Origin of the sequence: Streptomyces sp. JL2001 (genome assembly GCF_050917515.1) — a bacterium.
In the GTDB taxonomy this organism is placed as follows: domain Bacteria; phylum Actinomycetota; class Actinomycetes; order Streptomycetales; family Streptomycetaceae; genus Streptomyces.
Map to the genome: position 1 here is coordinate 1,603,154 of NZ_CP169421.1, position 20,438 is coordinate 1,623,591.

General features: G+C 70.6%; 16 protein-coding genes. 12 read left to right on the forward strand and 4 right to left on the reverse strand.

Translation table 11 applies throughout. The features are described from left to right. Positions 1 to 24: 24 nt before the first annotated feature. The 3 genes from ACE1OA_RS06930 to ACE1OA_RS06940 form a co-directional block, all read right to left on the reverse strand. A complete protein-coding gene (locus ACE1OA_RS06930; protein WP_432752484.1) occupies positions 25 to 2,427 on the reverse strand; it encodes an MFS transporter in 2,403 nt (800 codons plus the stop codon). Between the two features lie 246 nt (positions 2,428 to 2,673). After that, positions 2,674 to 3,117, reverse strand: coding sequence for an SRPBCC family protein (locus ACE1OA_RS06935; protein WP_356608824.1), 444 nt, complete (start codon positions 3,115 to 3,117; stop codon positions 2,674 to 2,676). A gap of 826 nt (positions 3,118 to 3,943) precedes the next feature. Next, entirely contained in the window at positions 3,944 to 5,431 is a 1,488-nt protein-coding gene (locus tag ACE1OA_RS06940; RefSeq protein WP_432752485.1) for a recombinase family protein, read from the reverse strand. Here ACE1OA_RS06940 and ACE1OA_RS06945 point away from each other — a divergent pair, their 5' ends adjacent. Genes ACE1OA_RS06945 through ACE1OA_RS06955 form a run of 3 tightly spaced genes read left to right on the forward strand, consistent with a single transcriptional unit; the run spans position 5,432 to position 8,442 of the window. Further along, positions 5,432 to 6,286, forward strand: a complete 855-nt coding sequence (locus ACE1OA_RS06945) for a radical SAM protein (protein WP_432752486.1) — start codon at positions 5,432 to 5,434, stop codon at positions 6,284 to 6,286. Positions 6,287 to 6,345: 59 nt separating this feature from the next. Next, positions 6,346 to 7,947: an alpha/beta hydrolase gene (locus tag ACE1OA_RS06950; protein ID WP_356608818.1), complete on the forward strand. Its 1,602-nt coding sequence runs from the start codon at positions 6,346 to 6,348 to the stop codon at positions 7,945 to 7,947. 54 nt (positions 7,948 to 8,001) lie between these two features. Further along, positions 8,002 to 8,442, forward strand: coding sequence for a RidA family protein (locus ACE1OA_RS06955; protein ID WP_384870580.1), 441 nt, complete (start codon positions 8,002 to 8,004; stop codon positions 8,440 to 8,442). A gap of 70 nt (positions 8,443 to 8,512) precedes the next feature. On the opposite strand, the gene ACE1OA_RS06960 is transcribed toward ACE1OA_RS06955, so the two are convergent. Beyond that, complete coding sequence (locus ACE1OA_RS06960) at positions 8,513 to 9,133, reverse strand: HEAT repeat domain-containing protein (protein WP_356608814.1); 621 nt, start codon at positions 9,131 to 9,133, stop codon at positions 8,513 to 8,515. A 322-nt stretch (positions 9,134 to 9,455) separates the two neighbouring features. Here ACE1OA_RS06960 and ACE1OA_RS06965 point away from each other — a divergent pair, with 322 nt between their 5' ends. From ACE1OA_RS06965 to pssA, 9 genes are all read left to right on the forward strand, one after another. Continuing rightward, positions 9,456 to 11,243 carry a 3-hydroxyacyl-CoA dehydrogenase family protein gene (locus tag ACE1OA_RS06965; protein ID WP_356608812.1) on the forward strand — a complete coding sequence of 596 codons (1,788 nt, stop codon included), beginning with the start codon at positions 9,456 to 9,458 and terminating at the stop codon, positions 11,241 to 11,243. Positions 11,244 to 11,376: 133 nt separating this feature from the next. Further along, positions 11,377 to 12,216 carry a TetR family transcriptional regulator gene (locus ACE1OA_RS06970; RefSeq protein ID WP_356608810.1) on the forward strand — a complete coding sequence of 280 codons (840 nt, stop codon included), beginning with the start codon at positions 11,377 to 11,379 and terminating at the stop codon, positions 12,214 to 12,216. Between the two features lie 464 nt (positions 12,217 to 12,680). Then, complete coding sequence (gene ccrA / locus ACE1OA_RS06975; protein WP_356608808.1) at positions 12,681 to 14,018, forward strand: crotonyl-CoA carboxylase/reductase; 1,338 nt, start codon at positions 12,681 to 12,683, stop codon at positions 14,016 to 14,018. 9 nt (positions 14,019 to 14,027) lie between these two features. Continuing rightward, positions 14,028 to 16,040, forward strand: a complete 2,013-nt coding sequence (locus ACE1OA_RS06980; RefSeq protein WP_356608806.1) for a protein meaA — start codon at positions 14,028 to 14,030, stop codon at positions 16,038 to 16,040. Further along, complete coding sequence (locus ACE1OA_RS06985) at positions 16,037 to 17,002, forward strand: HpcH/HpaI aldolase/citrate lyase family protein (RefSeq protein ID WP_384870587.1); 966 nt, start codon at positions 16,037 to 16,039, stop codon at positions 17,000 to 17,002. The genes ACE1OA_RS06980 and ACE1OA_RS06985 overlap by 4 nt, the downstream gene beginning before the upstream one ends. A gap of 5 nt (positions 17,003 to 17,007) precedes the next feature. After that, positions 17,008 to 17,532, forward strand: a complete 525-nt coding sequence (locus tag ACE1OA_RS06990; protein ID WP_356608802.1) for a MaoC family dehydratase — start codon at positions 17,008 to 17,010, stop codon at positions 17,530 to 17,532. A 2-nt stretch (positions 17,533 to 17,534) separates the two neighbouring features. Next, a complete protein-coding gene (locus ACE1OA_RS06995) occupies positions 17,535 to 18,740 on the forward strand; it encodes an acyl-CoA dehydrogenase family protein (protein ID WP_147981782.1) in 1,206 nt (401 codons plus the stop codon). Positions 18,741 to 18,909: 169 nt separating this feature from the next. Further along, positions 18,910 to 19,566: a phosphatidylserine decarboxylase gene (locus tag ACE1OA_RS07000; protein ID WP_147981781.1), complete on the forward strand. Its 657-nt coding sequence runs from the start codon at positions 18,910 to 18,912 to the stop codon at positions 19,564 to 19,566. Further along, entirely contained in the window at positions 19,559 to 20,416 is an 858-nt protein-coding gene (gene pssA / locus ACE1OA_RS07005; protein WP_356608834.1) for a CDP-diacylglycerol--serine O-phosphatidyltransferase, read from the forward strand. The genes ACE1OA_RS07000 and pssA overlap by 8 nt, the downstream gene beginning before the upstream one ends. The last annotated feature ends 22 nt before the right edge of the window (positions 20,417 to 20,438 follow it).

Below are 20,438 nucleotides of genomic sequence, written 5' to 3' on the forward strand. Positions count from 1 at the left end.
CCGCGGGCCGGGGCCGCCGGCGGCTCAGTCCTCGTGGCCGAGCTGGAGGTCCCGCTCGGTGCGCCCGCCGCCGGCGACCTGGAGGACGGTCGCGACGGGCGGGTAGCCGGCGGCGATGACGGTGTACTCGCCGGACGACAGGTCGACGAAGCGGAAGGTGCCGTCCGGCCCGGTCGTCAGGGTGTCGACGACGTTCCCGGCCGCGTCGAGGAGCGTGACCCGCGCGTCCTCGACCGGCCGGCCGCCACCCGCGCGCACCGTGCCGCGCAGTACGGCGCCACCGGCGAGCTCGATGTCCTGGCGGGTCTCGCGGGACGCCTGCACGCTCACCGGCAGGGCGGCCGGACGGAAGGCGGGCGCGCTGGCGGCCAGCGTGTACTCGCCGGCGACGAGTTCCGTGATGACGTAGCCGCCCTCGCGTCCGCTGCGGGTGGAGGAGACGACGTCACCGCGGACGTCGGTGAGGGTCACCGCCGCGTCCCGGACCGGCGTCCCGTCGGCGGTGACGACCGTGCCGGCCAGGCGGCCCGCGCCGCCGAGGACCACGTCGAGTTCGACGGGCCGCTCGCCGACGGTCACCGAGACGGCCTGCGGCTGGTGGCCGCCCGCCGCGGCGATCAGGACGTACGAGCCGGGGCCCGGCACGCTGAGCGCGTACCGCCCGTCCTCGCCGCTCCCGCCGCGGCCGATCTGGTGTCCCTGGACGTCGATGAGGGTGAGGGCCGCACGCGGGACGCGGCTGCCGTCGTGGTGCTGGACGGTGCCGGTGACGGGGAGGCCCGCGAGGGAGGGCGCGGCGGTCCTGGCGCGCGGGACGGCGGTGGCGGCCTCGGCGGGGGTGGCCTCGGCGGCGGGGCTGTGATGGGACACCAGCGGTTTCTCCTTGAGGAAGAAGGCGAGGACGAGGCCGAGCACGAGGACCGGCACCAGGTAGAGGAAGATCCGCGGCATCGCGTCGGCGTACGCCTGGATGTAGGCGTCGCGCAGCGCGGGCGGCAGGGCGTGCACCGTCTGCGGAGTGATCGATTCGGCGGGCGGCAGCGCGATGCCGGCCGTCCGCGGCAGCCTGTCGGCGAGGGCGTCGTCGAGCCGCGAGGCGAAGAGGGTGCCGAAGATCGCGGCGCCGACGCTGCCGCCGATCTGGCGGAAGTAGTTGTGGGCGCTGGTGGCGGCGCCCAGGTCGGCGGGGCGGACGGAGTTCTGCACCGCGAGCACGAGCACGGGCATGACCAGCCCGATGCCGACGCCGAGGACGGCCTGCCAGAGGCTGTGCTGGAGGCGCGGGGTGTCGGTCTCCATCCGCGAGAGCAGCCACATGCCGAGCACCGAGAGGGCGCCGCCGAGGATCGGGTAGGTCTTGTAGTGCCCGGTGCGGGTGATCAGCTGTCCCGAGACGATGGAGGCGCCGACGATCCCGCCCATGAGGGGCAGCATCAGCAGGCCGGACTCGGTGGCCGTGGCGCCCTCGACCATCTGCAGGAAGGTCGGCAGATAGCTGGCGGCGCCGAAGAGCGCGATGCCGACGACGGCGCCCACGAGGGCGGTGACGGCGAACACGGGATCGCGGAACAGCCGCAGCGGGATGAGCGGTTCGGGCGCGAAGCGCTCGACGACCAGGAAGAGCAGGGCGGCCGCCCCGGCACCGCAGCCGAGACCGAGGATGACGCGCGAGTCCCAGGCGTACTCGGTGCCGCCCCAACTGGTCAGCAGGACCAGGCAGGTGGAGGCGGCGGCGAGCAGGAGGGCGCCGAGGACGTCGAGCCGGGCCCGGGTCCGGGTCCGGGGGAGCTTGAGGACCACCGCGACGACGGCGAGGGTGACGAGCCCGAAGGGCACGTTGAAGTAGAAGCACCAGCGCCAGGAGACATGGTCGGTGAAGAAGCCCCCGAGCAGCGGGCCGGCGACCGAGGCGAGTCCGAACGCGGCCCCGATCAGACCCATGTAGCGGCCGCGCTCGCGGGGCGGGACGATGTCGGCGATGATCGCCTGGACGCCGATCATCAGGCCGCCGGCGCCGACGCCCTGGATCGCCCGGAAGGCGATGAGCTCGTCCATCGACCGTGACCAGCCGGCGAGCGCCGAACCGATCACGAAGACGACGATGGCGAAGAGGAAGACCCCCTTGCGGCCGAAGAGGTCGCCGAGCTTTCCGTAGACGGGCAGGCCGATGGTGGCGGTGAGCAGGTAGGCGGTGATGGCCCAGGACATCCGGTCCAGGCCCTGGAGTTCACCGACGATCTTCGGCAGCGCGGTGGCGACGATCATCTGCTCCAGCGCGGCGAGCAGCAGCGCGAGCATGAGGCCGAGGAAGACGAGCCGGGTCCGGCGGGGGTCGAGTGCCGGGCCGGGCGCGGGCGGCGGCGGCTCGACGGGCGGGTCGCCCGCGACGGGAGGTACGTCGTCCTTCACCAGCGTGATCGCACCCACGTGCTGCTCCCCTCGTCACGGCGTTCGGCGCCGCGTCATTCTTCGCATTGGGCGCGAAGCGGGAGCAAGTCGGGCGAGGTGCGGGCCCGCCGGCGTCAGCGGGGGTGAACGCCCCTGCCGTACGTGGCACTTGGGGCGCTCATCAGCGCGTTTACGGAAGTCCCCGCGCCCCCTGCGTGCGCGGGGCGCACCGGCGGGAGTCGCGGGGAAACCACTCGAATCGGTGAGCGGAGCCCGCCGGGGACGTTACTTCTCGACCTCGGCGGCCAGCTTGTCCAGCACGGCGTCGTAGATGCGGCTGAGCCCCTTGGGGGCGAAGGTCCGCTCGAAGAAGCCGCCGATGCCGCCGGCCCCGTTCCAGACGGTGCTCACCACGGCCTTGGAGCGGCCCTCGCCGGCGGGGGTGACGGTCCAGGTGGTGACCATGGACGAGTTGCGGTCCTTCTCGACCAGCTGCCCGTCGGTGGGCTCGGTGACGTCCAGCAGGCAGTCGCGGACGCGCTTGCTGGTGGCCTGGAGCTTCCAGTGGACGAGGGTGCCCTCGCCGTCGCCGCCCTCCCGCACCTCGTACTCGCTGAAGTGCTCCGGGAGCACCTTCGCGCGCGTGCCGCTGTAGTCGGCCAGCGCGTCGAACACCTTCTCCGCGTCCGCCGCGATGACCCGCTCCGTCGTGGCCTCGACCTGCGCCATGGCACTTCCTCCAGCACTTGTTCTCAAGGGGTGTGGGCCCAGCCAATCACCTGGGCCCGGGCCTCCCAAATCCGGGTTGCGGCGATCAAGGGAACAGATGTTCTATTCTTGGGTCACGACCGGGGAGACGACCCGAAGGCGGCCGAAGGCGGCCAGGACGTCGACCCGGGGACACCGGCACCGAGGAGGGTCAGCGGGGCTCCGGGTTACCGGAATGGAGCCGCGATCGGACACCGCGCCCGTGCAGGGAGGTGTGCAGGGGTGCCCTGCACAGCGTTTCCGCAGCTCAGGAGGCATCTAGAGCCCTGCTGTGCAGGGTATGCAGGGCAAATCTCCATTACAGCCCTTAGGGACCATTAGGTGTTCCCTCATCTCTCATAACGCGTAGTTTCCTCGAGATGCCCTGCACGCGCTGCACAGCAGGGTCGGAACACCCTTTGACCTGGGGCGATAGAGATCGTTTCTGTGCACCCTCCCTCTGCACATCCCCTGCGCACCCCCCTGCACAACCCTGCACATCCCCCTGGTGCCGCCCTCGCTGGCGGGGCTGCCCTGGTGATGACGAGCCGCAGCACGAGGGCCGACCTTAAGCCCGCGGCCACACGTCGTCCGCTGCGCCCCGCTCGCACCCTCAGAGCAATCCGGAGGACTCCGGAAGGTCGCCTCGTGGACAGGTGGGTGTTCGGAGACTTGATGGCCTTGCTTTCCGAGCCGGTGCAAGCGCAGCCGGATTCGCCCGAAACGTCGCCGTGATCATTTGTCCGTGTCATCGAGGTTGCGCCAGAACCCGATTCCCACTGCGGAAAGGGCCCTAGCGCATCCGTCATCAGACTCTATGGACGATCCGCACAGTGTCCGGGTTGAACGGCCGGCGCCCTCCGCCCCCGGCCCGGTCCACGGTCACCTCGGCGAGGAGATCCACCACGGCCCTCTTCCGGTCCAGGCCGAGCCGCTTCCACGCGGCGCGCACGTCGTCCGCGTCCACGAGTCCGGCGAGCACGCGTGCCCGCTGCGGGTGGGCCATGCGGCCCTCCACCTCGGCGAGGCGCTCGCGCAGGCGCCGCGTCGCGTCGCGGAACTCCATCACGTCCGCCTCGTCGTCGTCCGCGAACGCGGCGGCGAGGGCCTTCAGGCGGGCCCGCAGGGCGACCGCCTGTGTCCGCAGTTCCCCGGCGCCCGGGGCCGCCTCGTCGTGGAACAGATCGGCCGCGTCCGGGCGGGAGAGCCGGGCGATCACGAACTCCTCCACGAGGGCATCCACCGGCTCCATATTCCGGGCGAGGTGCTTGCTCAGCCGACACTTGTAGATCGGCTGCGACGTTCCCTCTCCGTCTTCCGGCAGGAGTTCGGCCTCGTCCTCCAGGCGCTCCTCGTCGCCCTCGGTCCGGTTCTTCTTCACCCCTCGCGATCCGCTGGTCACGGTCGTCTCCCCGTCGGCGCAGACACCGCACAGTGCGATGCCCGAGAGGAGGTGGCGTCGTGCCGGTCCCGGGGAGGTGGCCCGGTCCTCCTCCTCGAAGATCGCCCGAGCGGCTCGCCACAGATCCTCCGGGACGCCCGGCGGCCACATACCCGGGTACAGCTCCCCCTCGTACTCCCGCAGCGCCGCGTACCGGGGGTTCTTCAGGACATGCCTCACCCCGTTGTTGGTCCAGGGGTCCCCATCCTTGTTGAGGACTCCCCGCTCGCGCAGGTCCCTCGTGATGCCGGACACGGACCTCGTGACCACGAACGTCTCGTACGCCTTCACGACCTCGGGCATCTCCTCGGGGATGATCGTCCAGCCGTCTGCGCTGTAGCCGAACGCCCTCGGGCCGGTCGCGGGGAGGCCCTTCTCCACCCGCTGACGCATCTCCCGTTTCTCGCGCTCGCTCATCTGCTCCACCTCGAACGAGTCCACCTCGCCGAGGAGCCCCGCGAGGAGCCGGCCGCTCGCGGTGGTCAGGTCCAGCTCGGGACCCTTGACGGCGAGGATCGAGACGCCGTGCGCGCGGAACAGCTCCATCCCCTCGGCCCGCTCGCGCCGGTTGCGCCACAGTCGGCTCAGAGCAGCCACGATCACGACGTCCACCCGATCGGCGCGCACGGCGGTCAGGAGCCGTTCGTAGTCGGGGCGCAGCCGCTTGCCGGTGGTCGCCGAGATGTCGTTGTCGGTGTAGCGGCCCTGGACCGGGATGCCTCGCGCGAGGGCGAGCGCCCCGGCATCCTCGTCCTGTCGGGTGACACCGTCCCCGGTGAGTTCGTCGTCTCGGCTGATCCGGGTGTAGATCGCACCCTGCTGAAAGCCCGTCATGGCCGCCCCGCTCTCGGTCACTTGAGTGACGGAATCTTAGCGGGTCTTAGTGGGCAGTACAGGTGCGTCTACTGCTTCGCCCGCAAGACCCACGGCTATCTCGACCTCGACACCGGCCTCGGCTTCGACTCGCAGATCGTGGTGAAGACCAACGCGCCGGAACTGCTGCGCCGCCAGCTCGCCTCCCGGCGCTGGCAGGGCGCGCACATCGCGATGGGCACCAACGTCGACTGCTACCAGCGGGCCGAGGGCCGCTACCGGCTGATGCCCGGGATCATCTCGGCGCTCCGCGACCACGCCAACCCCTTCTCCGTCCTCACCAAGGGCACCCTGATCCTGCGCGACCTCGACCTGCTGGTGCAGGCGGCCGCCGTGACCGAGGTCGGCATCTCCGTCTCCGTCGGCTTCACGGACCGCGAACTGTGGCGCACCGTCGAGCCCGGCACCCCCTCCCCGCAGCGCCGCCTGGACGTCGTGCGGACGCTCGGTGAACACGGCATCGGCTGCGGCGTGCTGATGGCCCCGGTCATCCCCTTCCTCGGCGACCGGCCCGAGCAGCTGCGCGCGACGGTACGGGCCGTCGCCGAGGCGGGGGCGACCTCCGTCACCCCGCTCGTGCTGCATCTGCGGCCGGGTGCCCGCGAGTGGTTCATGGCCTGGCTGCGTCGCCACCACCCGGGCCTGGTGGGCCGCTACGAGCGGATGTACGCGGACGGTGCCTACGCACCGACCTGGTACCAGCGCCGGATCACCCGTCAGGTGCACGAACTGGCGGACGAGTTCGGGATCGGCCCGGCCCGCCGGGGCGCCTCGCGCGCGCTCCCCATACCGGACGATCCCGCTCCGGAGGGCGCGACACAGCTCACCCTCCTCTGATCGGGTCAACTCTCGGCGGAACGTGTCCCCTCGCCCCGCGTGCGGGGCACGCACGCCCTATGAACCCACGTGCAGGTGTGCTGATCGCCACTGGGGCACTCGTCGCAGGGACGGTCACCGTCCTGCCCGCGTCCGCCGAGCCCCGCCCCGAACCGACTCCCCGCCCCATCGCCCCGCTCGTCTGGTCCGGCTGCGCGACGAAGGCCTATCCGAAGCTGGAGTGCGCCACGCTGAAGGTCCCGCTGAACCACGACGACCCGGCCGGCCGGACCGTGACGCTCGCGCTGAGCCGGATCGCGCACACCGCCGAGGAGTCCCAGGGACCCCTGCTCGTGAACCCGGGCGGGCCGGGCGGCAGCGGACGGACGATGGCCGGGTTCGTGGCCGCCTCCCTGCCCGCCGCGGTGGCGGCCCAGTACGACGTGATCGGCTTCGACCCGCGCGGGGTCGGGCGGAGCGAACCGGCCCTCGACTGCCGGCCCGGCCACTTCGCCCCCGTCCGGCCGGACTCGGTGCCCGCCGGGGCCGAGGGCGAGCGCGCCGGGGTCGAGCGGGCACGGGCGTTCGCGAACGCGTGCGGCGCGAAGTACGCCGACGTGCTGCCGTACATCGACACGGTGAGCACCGCCCGGGACATGGACGCCATCCGGGACGCCCTGGGCGCGAGCCGGCTCAACTACCTCGGCTACTCCTACGGCACCTACCTCGGGGCCGTGTACGCGCGGCTCTACCCGGAGCGGGTGCGGCGGTTCGCCCTCGACTCCGTCGTCAACCCGCGGGGTGTCTGGTACGAGGACAACCTCGCCCAGGACCGGGCCTTCGACGCCCGCCACAAGGCGTTCACGGCCTGGGTCGCCCGCCACGACGCCGCCTACCGGCTGGGCACGGACCCGGCCGCGGTCGAGGCCGCCTGGTACCGGATGCGCGACGCCCTGCGGAAGACGCCGGCCGGCGGGAAGGTCGGGCCGGGCGAGCTGGAGGACACCTTCCTGCCCGGCGGCTACTACAACGGTTACTGGCCGAAGCTCGCCGAGGCCTTCTCGGCGTACGTCAACGACGGCGACGCGGCCCCGCTGACCACCGCCTACGCGCAGCTCGCCGAGACCGACGCCTCGTCCGACAACGGTTACTCGGTCTACACGAGCGTGCAGTGCCGGGACGCCGCCTGGCCGCGCGACTGGGGCGTGTGGCGGAAGGACAACTGGGACGTGCACGCCAAGGCCCCGTTCGCCACCTGGAACAACGCCTGGTACAACGCTCCGTGCGCGTTCTGGCCGGTGGACTCGCTGACCCCGCCCGACGTCACCAACGACGAGGTCTCGCCGATCCTCATCCTCCAGGCGACGGAAGACGCGGCCACCCCCTACGAAGGGGGCGTCGAGCTGCACCGGATGGTGCGCGGCTCCAGCCTGGTCGTCGAGCAGGGCGGACCGAACCACGGTGTGACGCTGAGCGGCAACGCCTGCCTGGACAAGCACCTGGCGACCTACCTGTCGACGGGGCGGGTGCCGCGCGGCGACGCGGGGTCGGAGGCGGACGCCGTCTGCGAGACGCTCCCCGATCCCCGGCCGGCGAAGACCGCGGTGCGCCGCGGCGACGCGGGCACGGGCGGTACGACGGGGGGCGCCGTGCTGCACGGCCTGCTCGGCCACCGGGGCTGAGCCGCCCGGGGCCGGGCGGCCGGGATGTCGGTGGCGTCCGGGAGGATGGCGGGCATGGTTGCCCACCTCACCCACGTCCCCGCCCCCGACGGCGTCGCCCCCAGCCCCCAGTACAGCCACGTCGTGTGGGGCACCGGCCGGTTCGTCGCGATATCCGGCCAGTGTTCCCTCGACGCCGCGGGGGCGGTGGTCGGGCCCGGCGACCCCGCGGCGCAGGCCCGTCAGGTCTTCGCGAACCTGCGCCGCTGCCTCGCGGCGGCCGGCGCCGGCTTCGAGGACGTCGTGAAGCTGACGTACTTCGTCACCGACGTCGCGCACCTGCCGGCGGTCCGGGCGGCCCGGGACGAGGCCTTCGGCACGGCCCCGCTGCCGGCCAGTTCCGCGGTGCAGGTCGCGGCGCTGGTCGGGCCGGACCTGCTGATCGAGATCGAGGCGTTCGCGCTCGTCCCGACGGCCGGGGACACCGACGGCGGCGACAGCCCTCCGCCGCTCTGACCCGCCGGTCCATCGCCCCGGCCGGTCCCTCGCCCCGGCCGGCGGTCGCCGCCGGCACCGCGGCCGCCGGTCAGCCGTCGGGGGCGTCACCGAGGCGCGCGAGTGACTCCGCCGCCGCGCGGCCCAGGCGGGGGTGCGGCAGGGCCGCCTCGAGACAGGGCCGGGCGCGCGGGTCACCGAGTACGCCCAGCCCCTCCACACAGGCCAGCGCGACGCGCCAGTACGGGTCACCCGCCGCCCGCAGCCGCCGTTCGAGGACGGTGACCAGCGCCGGTACGGACTCGGGCGCGCGCAGCTCGGCGAGCAGACGGACCGGCAGCAGGGCGTACGCCACCCGGAGTTCGTTGGTGGCGAGGGCGGCGGCGGCCCGCGCGGTGCGGGGGTCGCCGAGCCGCACCAGGGCATGGGCGGCGCTGACACAGCGTTCGGGGTCCCGGTGGTTGACGAGCAGGACCAGGGCCTCGAAGGCGCGCGGGTCGCCGGCCACGCCGAGCCGGTAGGCGGCGATCTCCCGCGCCCAGAGCGGCTGCCGCGGCGCGGTGAGGACGTCGGCGAGCCGGTCGCGGTCGTCCGTCGCGAGCAATTCCCTGGACCGCTCCGGTCCTTCGGGGGTACTTCGGATCTCTTCCCGCAATCGATCGATCATCGAGCAGAATTCCTCGTCACGGAGGTTCTCCCGGGCGATTTCCATGACGGTCAGGGTATCCGCGACCCAGATCACATTTTCCCCACTTCCCGGGACTGGCGCGCTCGTTACTCGCCGGTTAATCTCAGGTGAGCGGGTCAACCCCCGCATCCCTCGCAGCGGCCTGGTGACGCAGCCGCGGTGAGCGTTCGTCGGTTCGGTTCGGCAGTTTTCGGCGTGACTCCGGGACAGAGTCCGTCGCCCTTTTCCCGACGCGGTTCCTTTCGCGTTCTGCCTCGATCTCGCGCGGTCCGCCCTTTCGGCGCATTCCGCCCCCGAATTCCGCATCTTCGCCTTCAGTCGTCACTCTTCCCTCTGGAGTCCCCTGATGGACACCCCTCTCTCCACCATCGCCGTCGTCGGTCTCGGCACCATGGGCACCGGCATCGCCGACGTCCTGGCCCGCGCCGGCCGCGAGGTCATCGGCATCGACGTCAGCGACGCCGCCGCCACCCAGGCCGTCGCGGCCCTGGAAGCGTCCACCACGCGTGCGGTGGCCCGCGGGCGGATCACCGAGGAGGAGCGGCAGGACGTGCTGGCCCGCTTCCGCACCTTCTCCGACCTTCAGGCCGCCGCCGAGGCGGACCTCGTGATCGAGGTCGTCCCCGAGTCCTACGAGGCCAAGCAGGAGGTCTTCCGGGCCCTGGACGGGATCGTCCGGCCCGACGCGATCATCGCCACCGGCACCAACGCGCTGTCCGTCACGCGTCTGGCCGCCGACTCGGCACACCCCGAGCGGGTCCTCGGCCTGCACTTCTTCACCCCGGTCCAGGCCATGAAGCTGGTCGAGGTCGTGTCCTCGGTCCTCACCGCCCCGCAGGCCGTGGACGCGGTCACCGCCCTGGCCCACGACCTCGGCAAGGAGCCGGTCGCGGTCGGCGACCGCCCCGGTTTCGTCGCGGACGGCCTGCTCTTCGGGTACCTCAACCAGGCCGCGGCCATGTACGAGGCCAAGTACGCCTCCCGCGAGGACATCGACGCCGCGATGAAGCTGGGCTGCGGTCTGCCGATGGGCCCGCTGGCGCTGCTGGACCTGATCGGCGTCGACACCGCCCGGACCGTCCTGGAGGCGATGTACAGCGAGTCGCACGACCGGCTGCACGCCCCCGCCCCGATCCTCAAGCAGCTCAGCGAGGCCGGCCTGACCGGCCGCAAGTCGGGCCGCGGCTTCTACACCTACGACGCGCCCGGCTCCGCGACGACGGTGCGTGACGCGCTGACCCCGCTGGAGGACTCGGCGGCCGGTGGCGCGGCGTCCCGCGAGGTCCGCTCCGTGGGCGTCGCCGGCTCCGGCACGATGGCCTCGGGCATCGCCGAGGTCTTCGCCAAGGCCGGCTACGACGTCGTCCTCGCCGCCCGCTCGCAGGAGAAGGCCGACACGGCCAAGGCGCGGATCGCCAAGTCCCTGGCGCGCTCCGTCGACAAGGGCCGGATGACCGGGGAGGCGCGGGACGAGACGCTGGCCCGGATCACCCCGGCCGGTTCGCTCGACTCCTTCGCCGAGGTGGACCTGGCCGTCGAGGCGGTGGCCGAGGACCTGGAGATCAAGCAGCAGCTCTTCGCGACGCTCGACAAGATCTGCAAGCCGGGCGCGGTGCTCGCCACCACGACCTCCTCGCTGCCCGTCGTCGCCTGCGCCCGCGCCACCTCGCGCCCGCAGGACGTCATCGGCATGCACTTCTTCAACCCGGCACCGGCCATGAAGCTGGTCGAGATCGTCCGTACGGTGCTGACCGCCGACGACGTCCACGCCACGGTCCGCGAGGTCACCGCGAAGATCCGCAAGCACCCGGTGGACTGCGGCGACCGGGCCGGCTTCATCGTCAACGCGCTGCTCTTCCCGTACCTGAACAACGCGATCAAGATGGTCCAGGAGCACTACGCCACCCTGGACGACATCGACGCCGCGATGAAGCTGGGCGGCGGCTACCCCATGGGGCCGTTCGAGCTGCTGGACGTGGTCGGCCTGGACGTCTCGCTGGCGATCGAGCAGGTCCTGCACCGCGAGTTCCGCGACCCGGGCCTGGCCCCGGCGCCGCTCCTGGAGCACCTGGTGGCGGCCGGCTGCCTGGGCCGCAAGACGGGTCGCGGCTTCCGCGAATATGCCCGACGCTGAGCCCTACGCGGGCTGGGGAGGGTTGCTGAGCCCCGCGGGGGCCCCGGGCGCGAGCCCGACGGGCCCCCAGGACGACTCCGGCGACCCTCCCCCACCTGGGCACACTCCCGCGCTGATGCAGTACGTTCAAGGCATGTCCAAGGCCGCGAAGTCACCCCGTGCCACGTCCACGTCCGACACCCAGGAGAGTGCGGCGGGCACCCGCGCGGCCGCCCAGCGGCTCAAGATGCGCCGCGAGCTGGCGGCGGCGGCCATGGAACTGTTCGCGACCAAGGGGTACGAGGCGACGACGGTCGACGAGATCGCCGCCGCGGCCGGGGTCGCCCGCCGGACCTTCTTCCGCCACTTCCGTTCCAAGGAAGAGGCGATCTTCCCCGACCACGACGACACCCTGGTGCGGGCGGAGGCGGTGCTCAACGCCGCGCCGCCGCACGAGCACCCGCTGGACACGGTGTGCCGCGGTATCAAGGAAGTCATGAAGATGTACGCGGGGTCGCCCGCGGTCTCCGTGGAGCGGTACCGGCTCACCCGCGAGGTACCCACCCTGCGCGAGCGCGAGATCGCCTCGGTGGCCCGCTACGAGCGGCTCTTCACCCGGTACCTGCTGGGCCACTTCGACGAGCGCGACCACCACGACGGGAACGACGACCCGCTGCTCGCCGAGGTGGCGGCGTCCGCCGTCGTCACCGCGCACAACCACGTCCTGCGCCGCTGGCTGCGGGCGGGCGGGCAGGGGGACGTGGAGGCGCAGCTCGACCACGCCTTCGCCATCGTGCGGGAGACCTTCGGCACGGGCATCGGCGCCCGGCCGGCCACGGCGGCGGCACAGGCCGTGCAGCCGTCGGCGGGCCTCCAGGGAGGGCCGGCCGCCGCGGCCTCCACGGAGGGCGGCGTCGTGGTCGCCGTGGCCCGTACGGACGCGCCGCTCGACGAGGTCATGCGCACCATCCAGCAGGCCCTCCGGCAGGGCTGACCGCCTCGCCGCCCCCGGGCGGCACCGGGAACGGGCAGGGACCGGCTCGCGCCCCGGACCACCCATCGCCACCGACGAAGGCCGCCCCCACCAGGGCGGCCTTCGTCGCTTTTGCGCACGCTTGGGACAGACGCTCGATCGATCATCGCTCATATGTGACCGGCGGATTGCATCTGAGTGAAATTGTTGGCACGCAGTGCCTTGTCAGGTGACACGCGGTGCCATACGTTGATGTTGTCCGGGCGGTCGGCGCGCAGAGGTCTCCTCGTGCGCCGGCTGTCCCCACAAGCGATCGTGATTGTGCGCCCGGACGCCTGCGTCACAGGCAACTTCCGCGCCCACCAGGCGCAGCCACAGCACCACCCGCCGAACCGACGGCACACCTCCACAGCAACCCCACCCTCGAACCCGAGGGGGAACCGCGCTTCGGTCCCCCTCAGACGCGCACCGCCGGAGGCATCCCCGTGAAGCACATCCTGGACGCGATTCAGTCGCCGGACTCCACGTCCGCGGACTTCGCCAACATCAAGCTCCCCGAGTCGTACCGCGCGGTGACCGTGCACAAGGACGAGGCCGAGATGTTCCACGGTCTCGAGAGCCGCGACAAGGACCCGCGCAAGTCGCTCCACCTCGACGACGTGGCGCTGCCCGAGCTCGGCCCGGGCGAGGCCCTGGTCGCGGTCATGGCCAGCTCGGTCAACTACAACTCGGTCTGGACCTCGATCTTCGAGCCGGTGTCGACCTTCTCCTTCCTGGAGCGCTACGGCCGGCTCTCCGAGCTCACCAAGCGCCACGACCTGCCGTACCACGTCATCGGCTCCGACCTCGCGGGCGTCGTGCTCCGCACCGGCCCCGGCGTGAACTCGTGGAAGCCCGGCGACGAGGTCGTCGCCCACTGCCTCTCGGTCGAGCTGGAGTCCTCGGACGGCCACAACGACACGATGCTCGACCCCGAGCAGCGCATCTGGGGCTTCGAGACCAACTTCGGCGGCCTGGCGGAGATCGCCCTCGTCAAGTCGAACCAGCTGATGCCGAAGCCCGACCACCTGAGCTGGGAGGAGGCGGCGTCCCCGGGCCTCGTCAACTCCACCGCGTACCGCCAGCTGGTCTCCCGCAACGGCGCCGGCATGAAGCAGGGCGACAACGTCCTCATCTGGGGCGCGAGCGGCGGCCTGGGCTCGTACGCCACACAGTTCGCCCTGGCCGGCGGCGCCAACCCGATCTGTGTCGTCTCCTCCCCCGAGAAGGCCGACATCTGCCGGTCCATGGGCGCCGAGGCGGTCATCGACCGCAACGCCGAGGGCTACAAGTTCTGGAAGGACGAGCACACCCAGGACCCGAAGGAGTGGAAGCGCTTCGGCAAGCGCATCCGCGAGCTCACCGGCGGCGAGGACATCGACATCGTCTTCGAGCACCCGGGCCGCGAGACCTTCGGCGCCTCCGTGTACGTCACCCGCAAGGGCGGCACCATCACCACCTGTGCCTCGACCTCCGGCTACATGCACCAGTACGACAACCGCTACCTGTGGATGTCCCTCAAGCGGATCATCGGCTCGCACTTCGCCAACTACCGCGAGGCGTGGGAGGCCAACCGCCTGATCGCCAAGGGCAAGATCCACCCCACGCTCTCCAAGGTGTACTCCCTGGAGGACACCGGGCAGGCCGCCTACGACGTGCACCGCAACCTGCACCAGGGCAAGGTCGGCGTCCTGGCGCTGGCGCCCGAGGAGGGCCTGGGCGTGCGCGACACGGAGCTGCGTGCCAAGCACATCGACGCCATCAACCGCTTCCGGAACGTCTGAGGTCCCTCGATGACTGAGCGTCAGAAGGACCGGCCGTGGCTCATGCGGACCTACGCCGGTCACTCCACGGCCGAGGCGTCCAACGAGCTGTACCGCCGCAACCTCGCCAAGGGCCAGACCGGTCTCTCGGTGGCCTTCGACCTGCCGACCCAGACCGGGTACGACCCCGACCACATCCTCGCCCGCGGCGAGGTCGGCCGGGTCGGGGTGCCGGTCTCGCACCTCGGTGACATGCGCCGGCTGTTCCAGGACATCCCCCTGGACCAGATGAACACCTCGATGACCATCAACGCCACGGCGATGTGGCTCCTGGCGCTCTACCAGGTGGTGGCCGAGGAGCAGGGCGCGGACCGCACCAGGCTCCAGGGCACCACCCAGAACGACATCGTGAAGGAGTACCTGTCGCGCGGGACGCACGTCTTCCCGCCCGGCCCGTCGCTCCGGCTCACGACGGACATGATCACCTACACGGTGAACAACATCCCGAAGTGGAACCCGATCAACATCTGCAGCTACCACCTGCAGGAGGCGGGGGCCACTCCGGTCCAGGAGATCTCCTACGCGATGTCCACCGCGATCGCGGTGCTCGACGCGGTCCGCGACTCCGGTCAGGTGCCCGCGGACCGCTTCGGCGAGGTCGTCGCCCGGATCTCCTTCTTCGTGAACGCGGGCGTCCGCTTCGTCGAGGAGATGTGCAAGATGCGTGCCTTCGGCCGCATCTGGGACAAGGTCACGCGGGAGCGGTACGGCATCGAGAACGACAAGCAGCGCCGGTTCCGCTACGGCGTGCAGGTCAACTCGCTCGGCCTGACCGAGGCGCAGCCGGAGAACAACGTCCAGCGCATCGTGCTGGAGATGCTGGCCGTCACGCTCTCCAAGGACGCCCGCGCGCGGGCCGTCCAGCTGCCCGCCTGGAACGAGGCGCTCGGTCTGCCCCGTCCCTGGGACCAGCAGTGGTCGCTCCGCATCCAGCAGGTGCTGGCGCACGAGTCGGACCTGCTGGAGTACGAGGACATCTTCGCCGGGTCGCACGTCATCGAGGCCAAGGTCGACTCCCTCGTCGAGGAGTGCCTGGCCGAGATCGACCGGATCCAGGAGATGGGCGGCGCCATGGCGGCCGTCGAGTCCGGGTACCTCAAGTCGCAGCTCGTCTCCTCGCACGCCGAGCGGCGGGCCCGGATCGAGGCAGGCGACGAGAAGATCGTCGGCGTCAACATCTTCCAGTCGACGGAGGAGAACCCGCTCACCGCCGACCTCGACACGGCGATCATGACGGTCGACCCGGCCAACGAGGCCCGTGTCGTCGCGGCGCTGCACGAGTGGCGCGACAACCGCGACGAGAGCCGGGCCCAGGAGTCGCTGGCCGCGCTGAAGGCCACGGCCGCCGGGGACGGCAACCTGTTCGCCGCCACCCTCGAGTGCGCGCGGGCCGGCGTGACCACCGGCGAGTGGTCCTGGGCGCTGCGGGACGTCTTCGGCGAGTTCCGCGCCCCCACGGGCGTCTCCTCCGCCCCGGTCGCGGTGACCGCCGAGGAGGGCACGCCGCTGGCCCTGGTCCGCGAGAAGGTGGCGCGCACCGCCGAGGAGCTCGGCTCCGGCCGGCTGCGCCTCCTGGTCGGCAAGCCGGGCCTCGACGGCCACTCCAACGGCGCCGAGCAGATCGCCGTCCGGGCGCGGGACGCCGGCTTCGAGGTCGTCTACCAGGGGATCCGGCTGACGCCCGAGCAGATCGTCAACGCGGCCCTCGCCGAGGACGTGCACTGCGTGGGCCTGTCGATCCTGTCCGGCTCGCACTCCGAGCTGGTCCCGGACGTGCTGGACCGCCTCCGCGAGGCGGGCGCGGCCGACATCCCGGTCATCGTCGGCGGCATCATCCCGAACGCCGACGCCGCAGATCTGAAGCGTGCGGGTGTGGCCGCCGTCTTCACACCGAAGGACTTCGGTATCACGGAGATCATCGGCCGTATCGTCGACGAGATCCGGAAAGCGAACAAGCTCGACCCTCTGGAGGTCCCCGCATGACCACCCCCGTGAACCGTCTGCGTCCGCGCCGCTCCTGCCTCGCGGTCCCCGGCTCCAACCCGCGCTTCCTGGAGAAGGCCCAGGGCCTCGCCGCCGACCAGGTCTTCCTGGACCTGGAGGACGCCTGCGCCCCGCTGGCCAAGCCCGAGGCGCGCCACACCATCGTGAAGTTCCTCAACGAGGGCGACTGGACCGGCAAGACCAGGGTCGTGCGGGTCAACGACTGGACGACCCACTGGACGTACCGCGACGTGGTCACGGTCGTCGAGGGCGCGGGCCAGAACCTCGACTGCATCATGCTGCCGAAGGTCCAGGACGCCCAGCAGATCGTGGCGCTCGACCTGCTGCTGACGCAGATCGAGAAGACGATGGGCTTCGAGGTCGGCAAGATCGGCATCGAGGCGCAGATCGAGAACGCGCAGGGCCTCAACAACGTCAACGCGATCGCCACCGCCTCGCAGCGGGTCGAGACGATCATCTTCGGCCCGGCCGACTTCATGGCCTCCATCAACATGAAGTCCCTGGTCGTCGGCGAGCAGCCGCCCGGCTACGACGCGGACGCGTACCACTACATCCTGATGAAGATCCTGATGGCCGCCCGCGCCAACAACCTCCAGGCGATCGACGGCCCCTACCTCCAGATCCGCAACCCCGAGGGCTACCAGGCCGTCGCCCGCCGCGCCGCCGCGCTCGGCTTCGACGGCAAGTGGGTGCTGCACCCGGACCAGGTCGCCGCGGCGAACGAGATCTTCTCCCCCTCGCAGGAGGACTTCGACCACGCCGAGCTGATCCTGGACGCGTACGACTACTACACGTCCGAGGCCGGCGGCAAGAAGGGCTCGGCCATGCTCGGCGACGAGATGATCGACGAGGCCTCCCGCAAGATGGCCCTGGTCATCTCCGGCAAGGGCCGCGCCGCCGGTATGGAGCGCACCACCAAGTTCGAGATCCCGGAGGCCTGAGTCCGATGCAGTTCGGCCGCACCTACGAAGAGTTCGAGATCGGCGCCGTCTACAAGCACTGGCCCGGAAAGACGGTCACCGAGTACGACGACCACCTCTTCTGTCTGCTGACGATGAACCACCACCCGCTTCACATGGACGTGAACTACGCGGAGAACACGACGGACTTCGGCAAGAACGTCGTCGTCGGCAACTACATCTACTCGCTGCTGCTCGGCATGTCCGTCCCGGACGTCTCGGGCAAGGCGATCGCCAACCTGGAGATCGAGTCGCTGCGCCACGTGGCGCCGACCTTCCACGGCGACACCATCTACGGCGAGACCACGGTCCTCGACAAGACTCCCTCGAAGTCGAAGAACGACCGCGGCATCGTCTACGTCGAGACCAAGGGCTACAAGCAGGACGGCACGCTCGTCTGCATCTTCCGCCGCAAGGTGATGGTCCCCACCGAGACGTACATCAAGGAGCGCGGCGGCGAGCAGCCCGGCCGCCCCGAGCTGATCGAGCCCTCCAAGAAGTCGGAGAAGTAGTCATGGCGCGACTCGCCCAGACCCACGGTCTGACCGATGTGCAGCAGGAGATCCTCTCCACCGTCCGGGACTTCGTCGACAAGGAGATCATCCCGGTCGCGACGGAGCTGGAGCACCGCGACGAGTACCCCCAGGAGATCGTCGACGGGCTCAAGGAGCTCGGCGTCTTCGGTCTGATGATCCCCGAGGAGTACGGGGGCCTGGGTGAGTCGCTGCTCACCTACGCGCTGTGCGTGGAGGAGATCGCCCGCGGCTGGATGTCGGTCTCCGGCATCATCAACACCCACTTCATCGTGGCGTACATGCTCAAGCAGCACGGCACCCAGGAGCAGAAGGAGTACTTCCTGCCCCGCATGGCGGCCGGCGAGACGCGTGGCGCGTTCTCGATGTCGGAGCCGGCCCTGGGCTCGGACGTGTCCGCGATCACGTCCAAGGCGGTCAAGGACGGCGACGAGTACGTCCTCAACGGCCAGAAGATGTGGCTGACGAACGGCGGAACGTCAACGCTGGTGGCCGTCCTCGTCCGAAGTGACGAAGGACACCCGGAGGGCACCGCCCCCCACAAGTCGATGACGACCTTCCTCGTCGAGAAGGAGCCCGGCTTCGGAGAGGTCCGTCCGGGACTCACCATCCCCGGGAAGATCGACAAGATGGGCTACAAGGGTGTCGACACCACCGAGCTCATCATGGACGGACTGCGCATTCCGGCCAATCGGGTCCTCGGCGGCACCACCGGCCGAGGGTTTTACCAAATGATGGACGGCGTGGAGGTCGGCCGCGTCAATGTGGCGGCACGTGGCTGCGGCGTCGCACAGCGTGCTTTCGAACTGGGTGTCTCGTATGCCCAGCAACGTCACACTTTCGGCAAGCCGATCGCCCAGCACCAGGCGATTCAGTTCAAGCTTGCCGAGATGGCTACCAAGGTCGAGGCCGCTCATGCGATGATGGTGAACGCAGCACGCAAAAAGGACTCCGGAGAACGAAACGACCTCGAAGCAGGGATGGCGAAGTACCTCGCCTCCGAATACTGCAAGGAGGTCGTCGAGGACGCCTTCCGTATCCACGGGGGATACGGGTTCTCGAAGGAGTACGAGATCGAGCGCCTCTACCGCGAGGCGCCGATGCTGCTGATCGGCGAAGGTACCGCCGAGATCCAGAAAATGATCATTGGGCGCCGGCTGCTCGAGGAGTACCGATTCCAGGGGTGATTGTCGTATTCGGGTCGGTTTGGCCGCGAAGAAGATCACACCCTGTCATCGTCTTCCGGCCGCCGACTCGGCTTCTGGCTTGCCCAGTTGCGGCCCGCAACCGATAGCATCGCCCGAAAGCCGCCGTCCCCCGTTGCCAGTGCGGCATCATCCGCTACGAAGGTCATCCATGCCCCACAGCCAAACCTCTGCACCTCGCGACAGCCTCACCGGCGTTCGCCTCGCGCGCGGAGCATCGCCGTGGCTTCTGCCGACCGTCGCCACCGCAGCGCTCAGCCTCGCCCGGGCCCGCAAGTCCGGACGCTGGGCCGCCGTCGCCGTGCCCACCACCGCTCTCGCGGCGGGCATGCTGTGGTTCTTCCGCGACCCCGAGCGCGAGATCGCGCAGGGCCGGGTCATCTCGCCCGCCGACGGTGTGGTGCAGAGCATCATGCCGTGGAAGGACGGACGCACCCGCGTCGCCATCTTCATGAGCCCGCTGAACGTCCACGTCAACCGCGCGCCGCTGGCCGGCACGGTGACGTCCGTGGAACACATCCCCGGCGGTTTCGTACCGGCGTTCAACAAGGAGAGCGAGAACAACGAGCGCGTTGTCTGGCACTTCGACACCGAGCTCGGCGACATCGAGATGGTGCAGATCGCGGGTGCCGTCGCGCGCCGCATCGTGCCGTACATCCCCCAGGGGACGAAGGTCGAGCAGGGCGAGCGCATCGGTCTGATCCGCTTCGGGTCGCGCGTTGACATCTACCTTCCGGAAGGTGTCGACGTCGCTGTCGAGGTCGGTCAGACCACGACCGCGGGGGTGACTCGAATTGACCGTGATTGATCCCGACACGCGGGCCGGCGACTGGGTCGCCGACGCGGAGGCGGACGAGGCCGAGGAGATGCCGCTGTCGCTGAGGCTGTCCATAGCGGACGCCCTCACGCTCGGTAACGCCACGTGCGGGTTCATGGCGGTGTACTTCACCACCACCGGCATCCTCATCCCGCACCTCACCGGCAGCACCGAGACCGGCATGGCGCGCAACAGCGCCGCCACCGCCGTGATCCTCATGCTGTGCGCGGCGATCTTCGACCTCTTCGACGGGATCGTGGCCCGCAAGCTGCGCTCGTCGCCGATGGGCGCCGAGCTGGACAACCTCTCGGACCTGATCAGCTTCGGTCTGGCCCCGGCCTACTTCGTGCTGGTGTACGGCATGGTCGCGGACGACGCGCAGCAGAAGGTCTCGGCGGTGGCCGCGATCGTGGTGCTGCTCGCCGTGGTGCTGCGGCTCGCCAGATTCTCCTGCGTGACGATGAAGGACGGCATGTTCCAGGGCATGCCGAGCCCGTTCGGCGCGCTCACGGTCGTCTCGATCGTGCTGCTGGAGCTGCCGTTCATCCCGACGCTGCTCGCGATCATCGGAGTGGCCTGGCTGATGGTGAGCCGGGTCGAGTACCCCAAGCCGCGGGGTGTCCTCGCGGTGGCGATGCTCAGCTGGATCGTCGGTGCCATGGGCATGCTGGCGGCCTGGGCGTTCGACGCGCCGGGAGGCGCGTTCCTGCTCCAGGCCGGCTGCGCGCTGCAGGTCGTGATGGGCGCCGTGATCCCCCTCTTCGCGACGGCCCGCCGGGTGAACACCTTCCGCGGCAACCGCCGCGAGAACCGCGAGGCGCGGGCGGCACAGCTGCCGTAGCGGTGGATACGAGCGAGAAGGG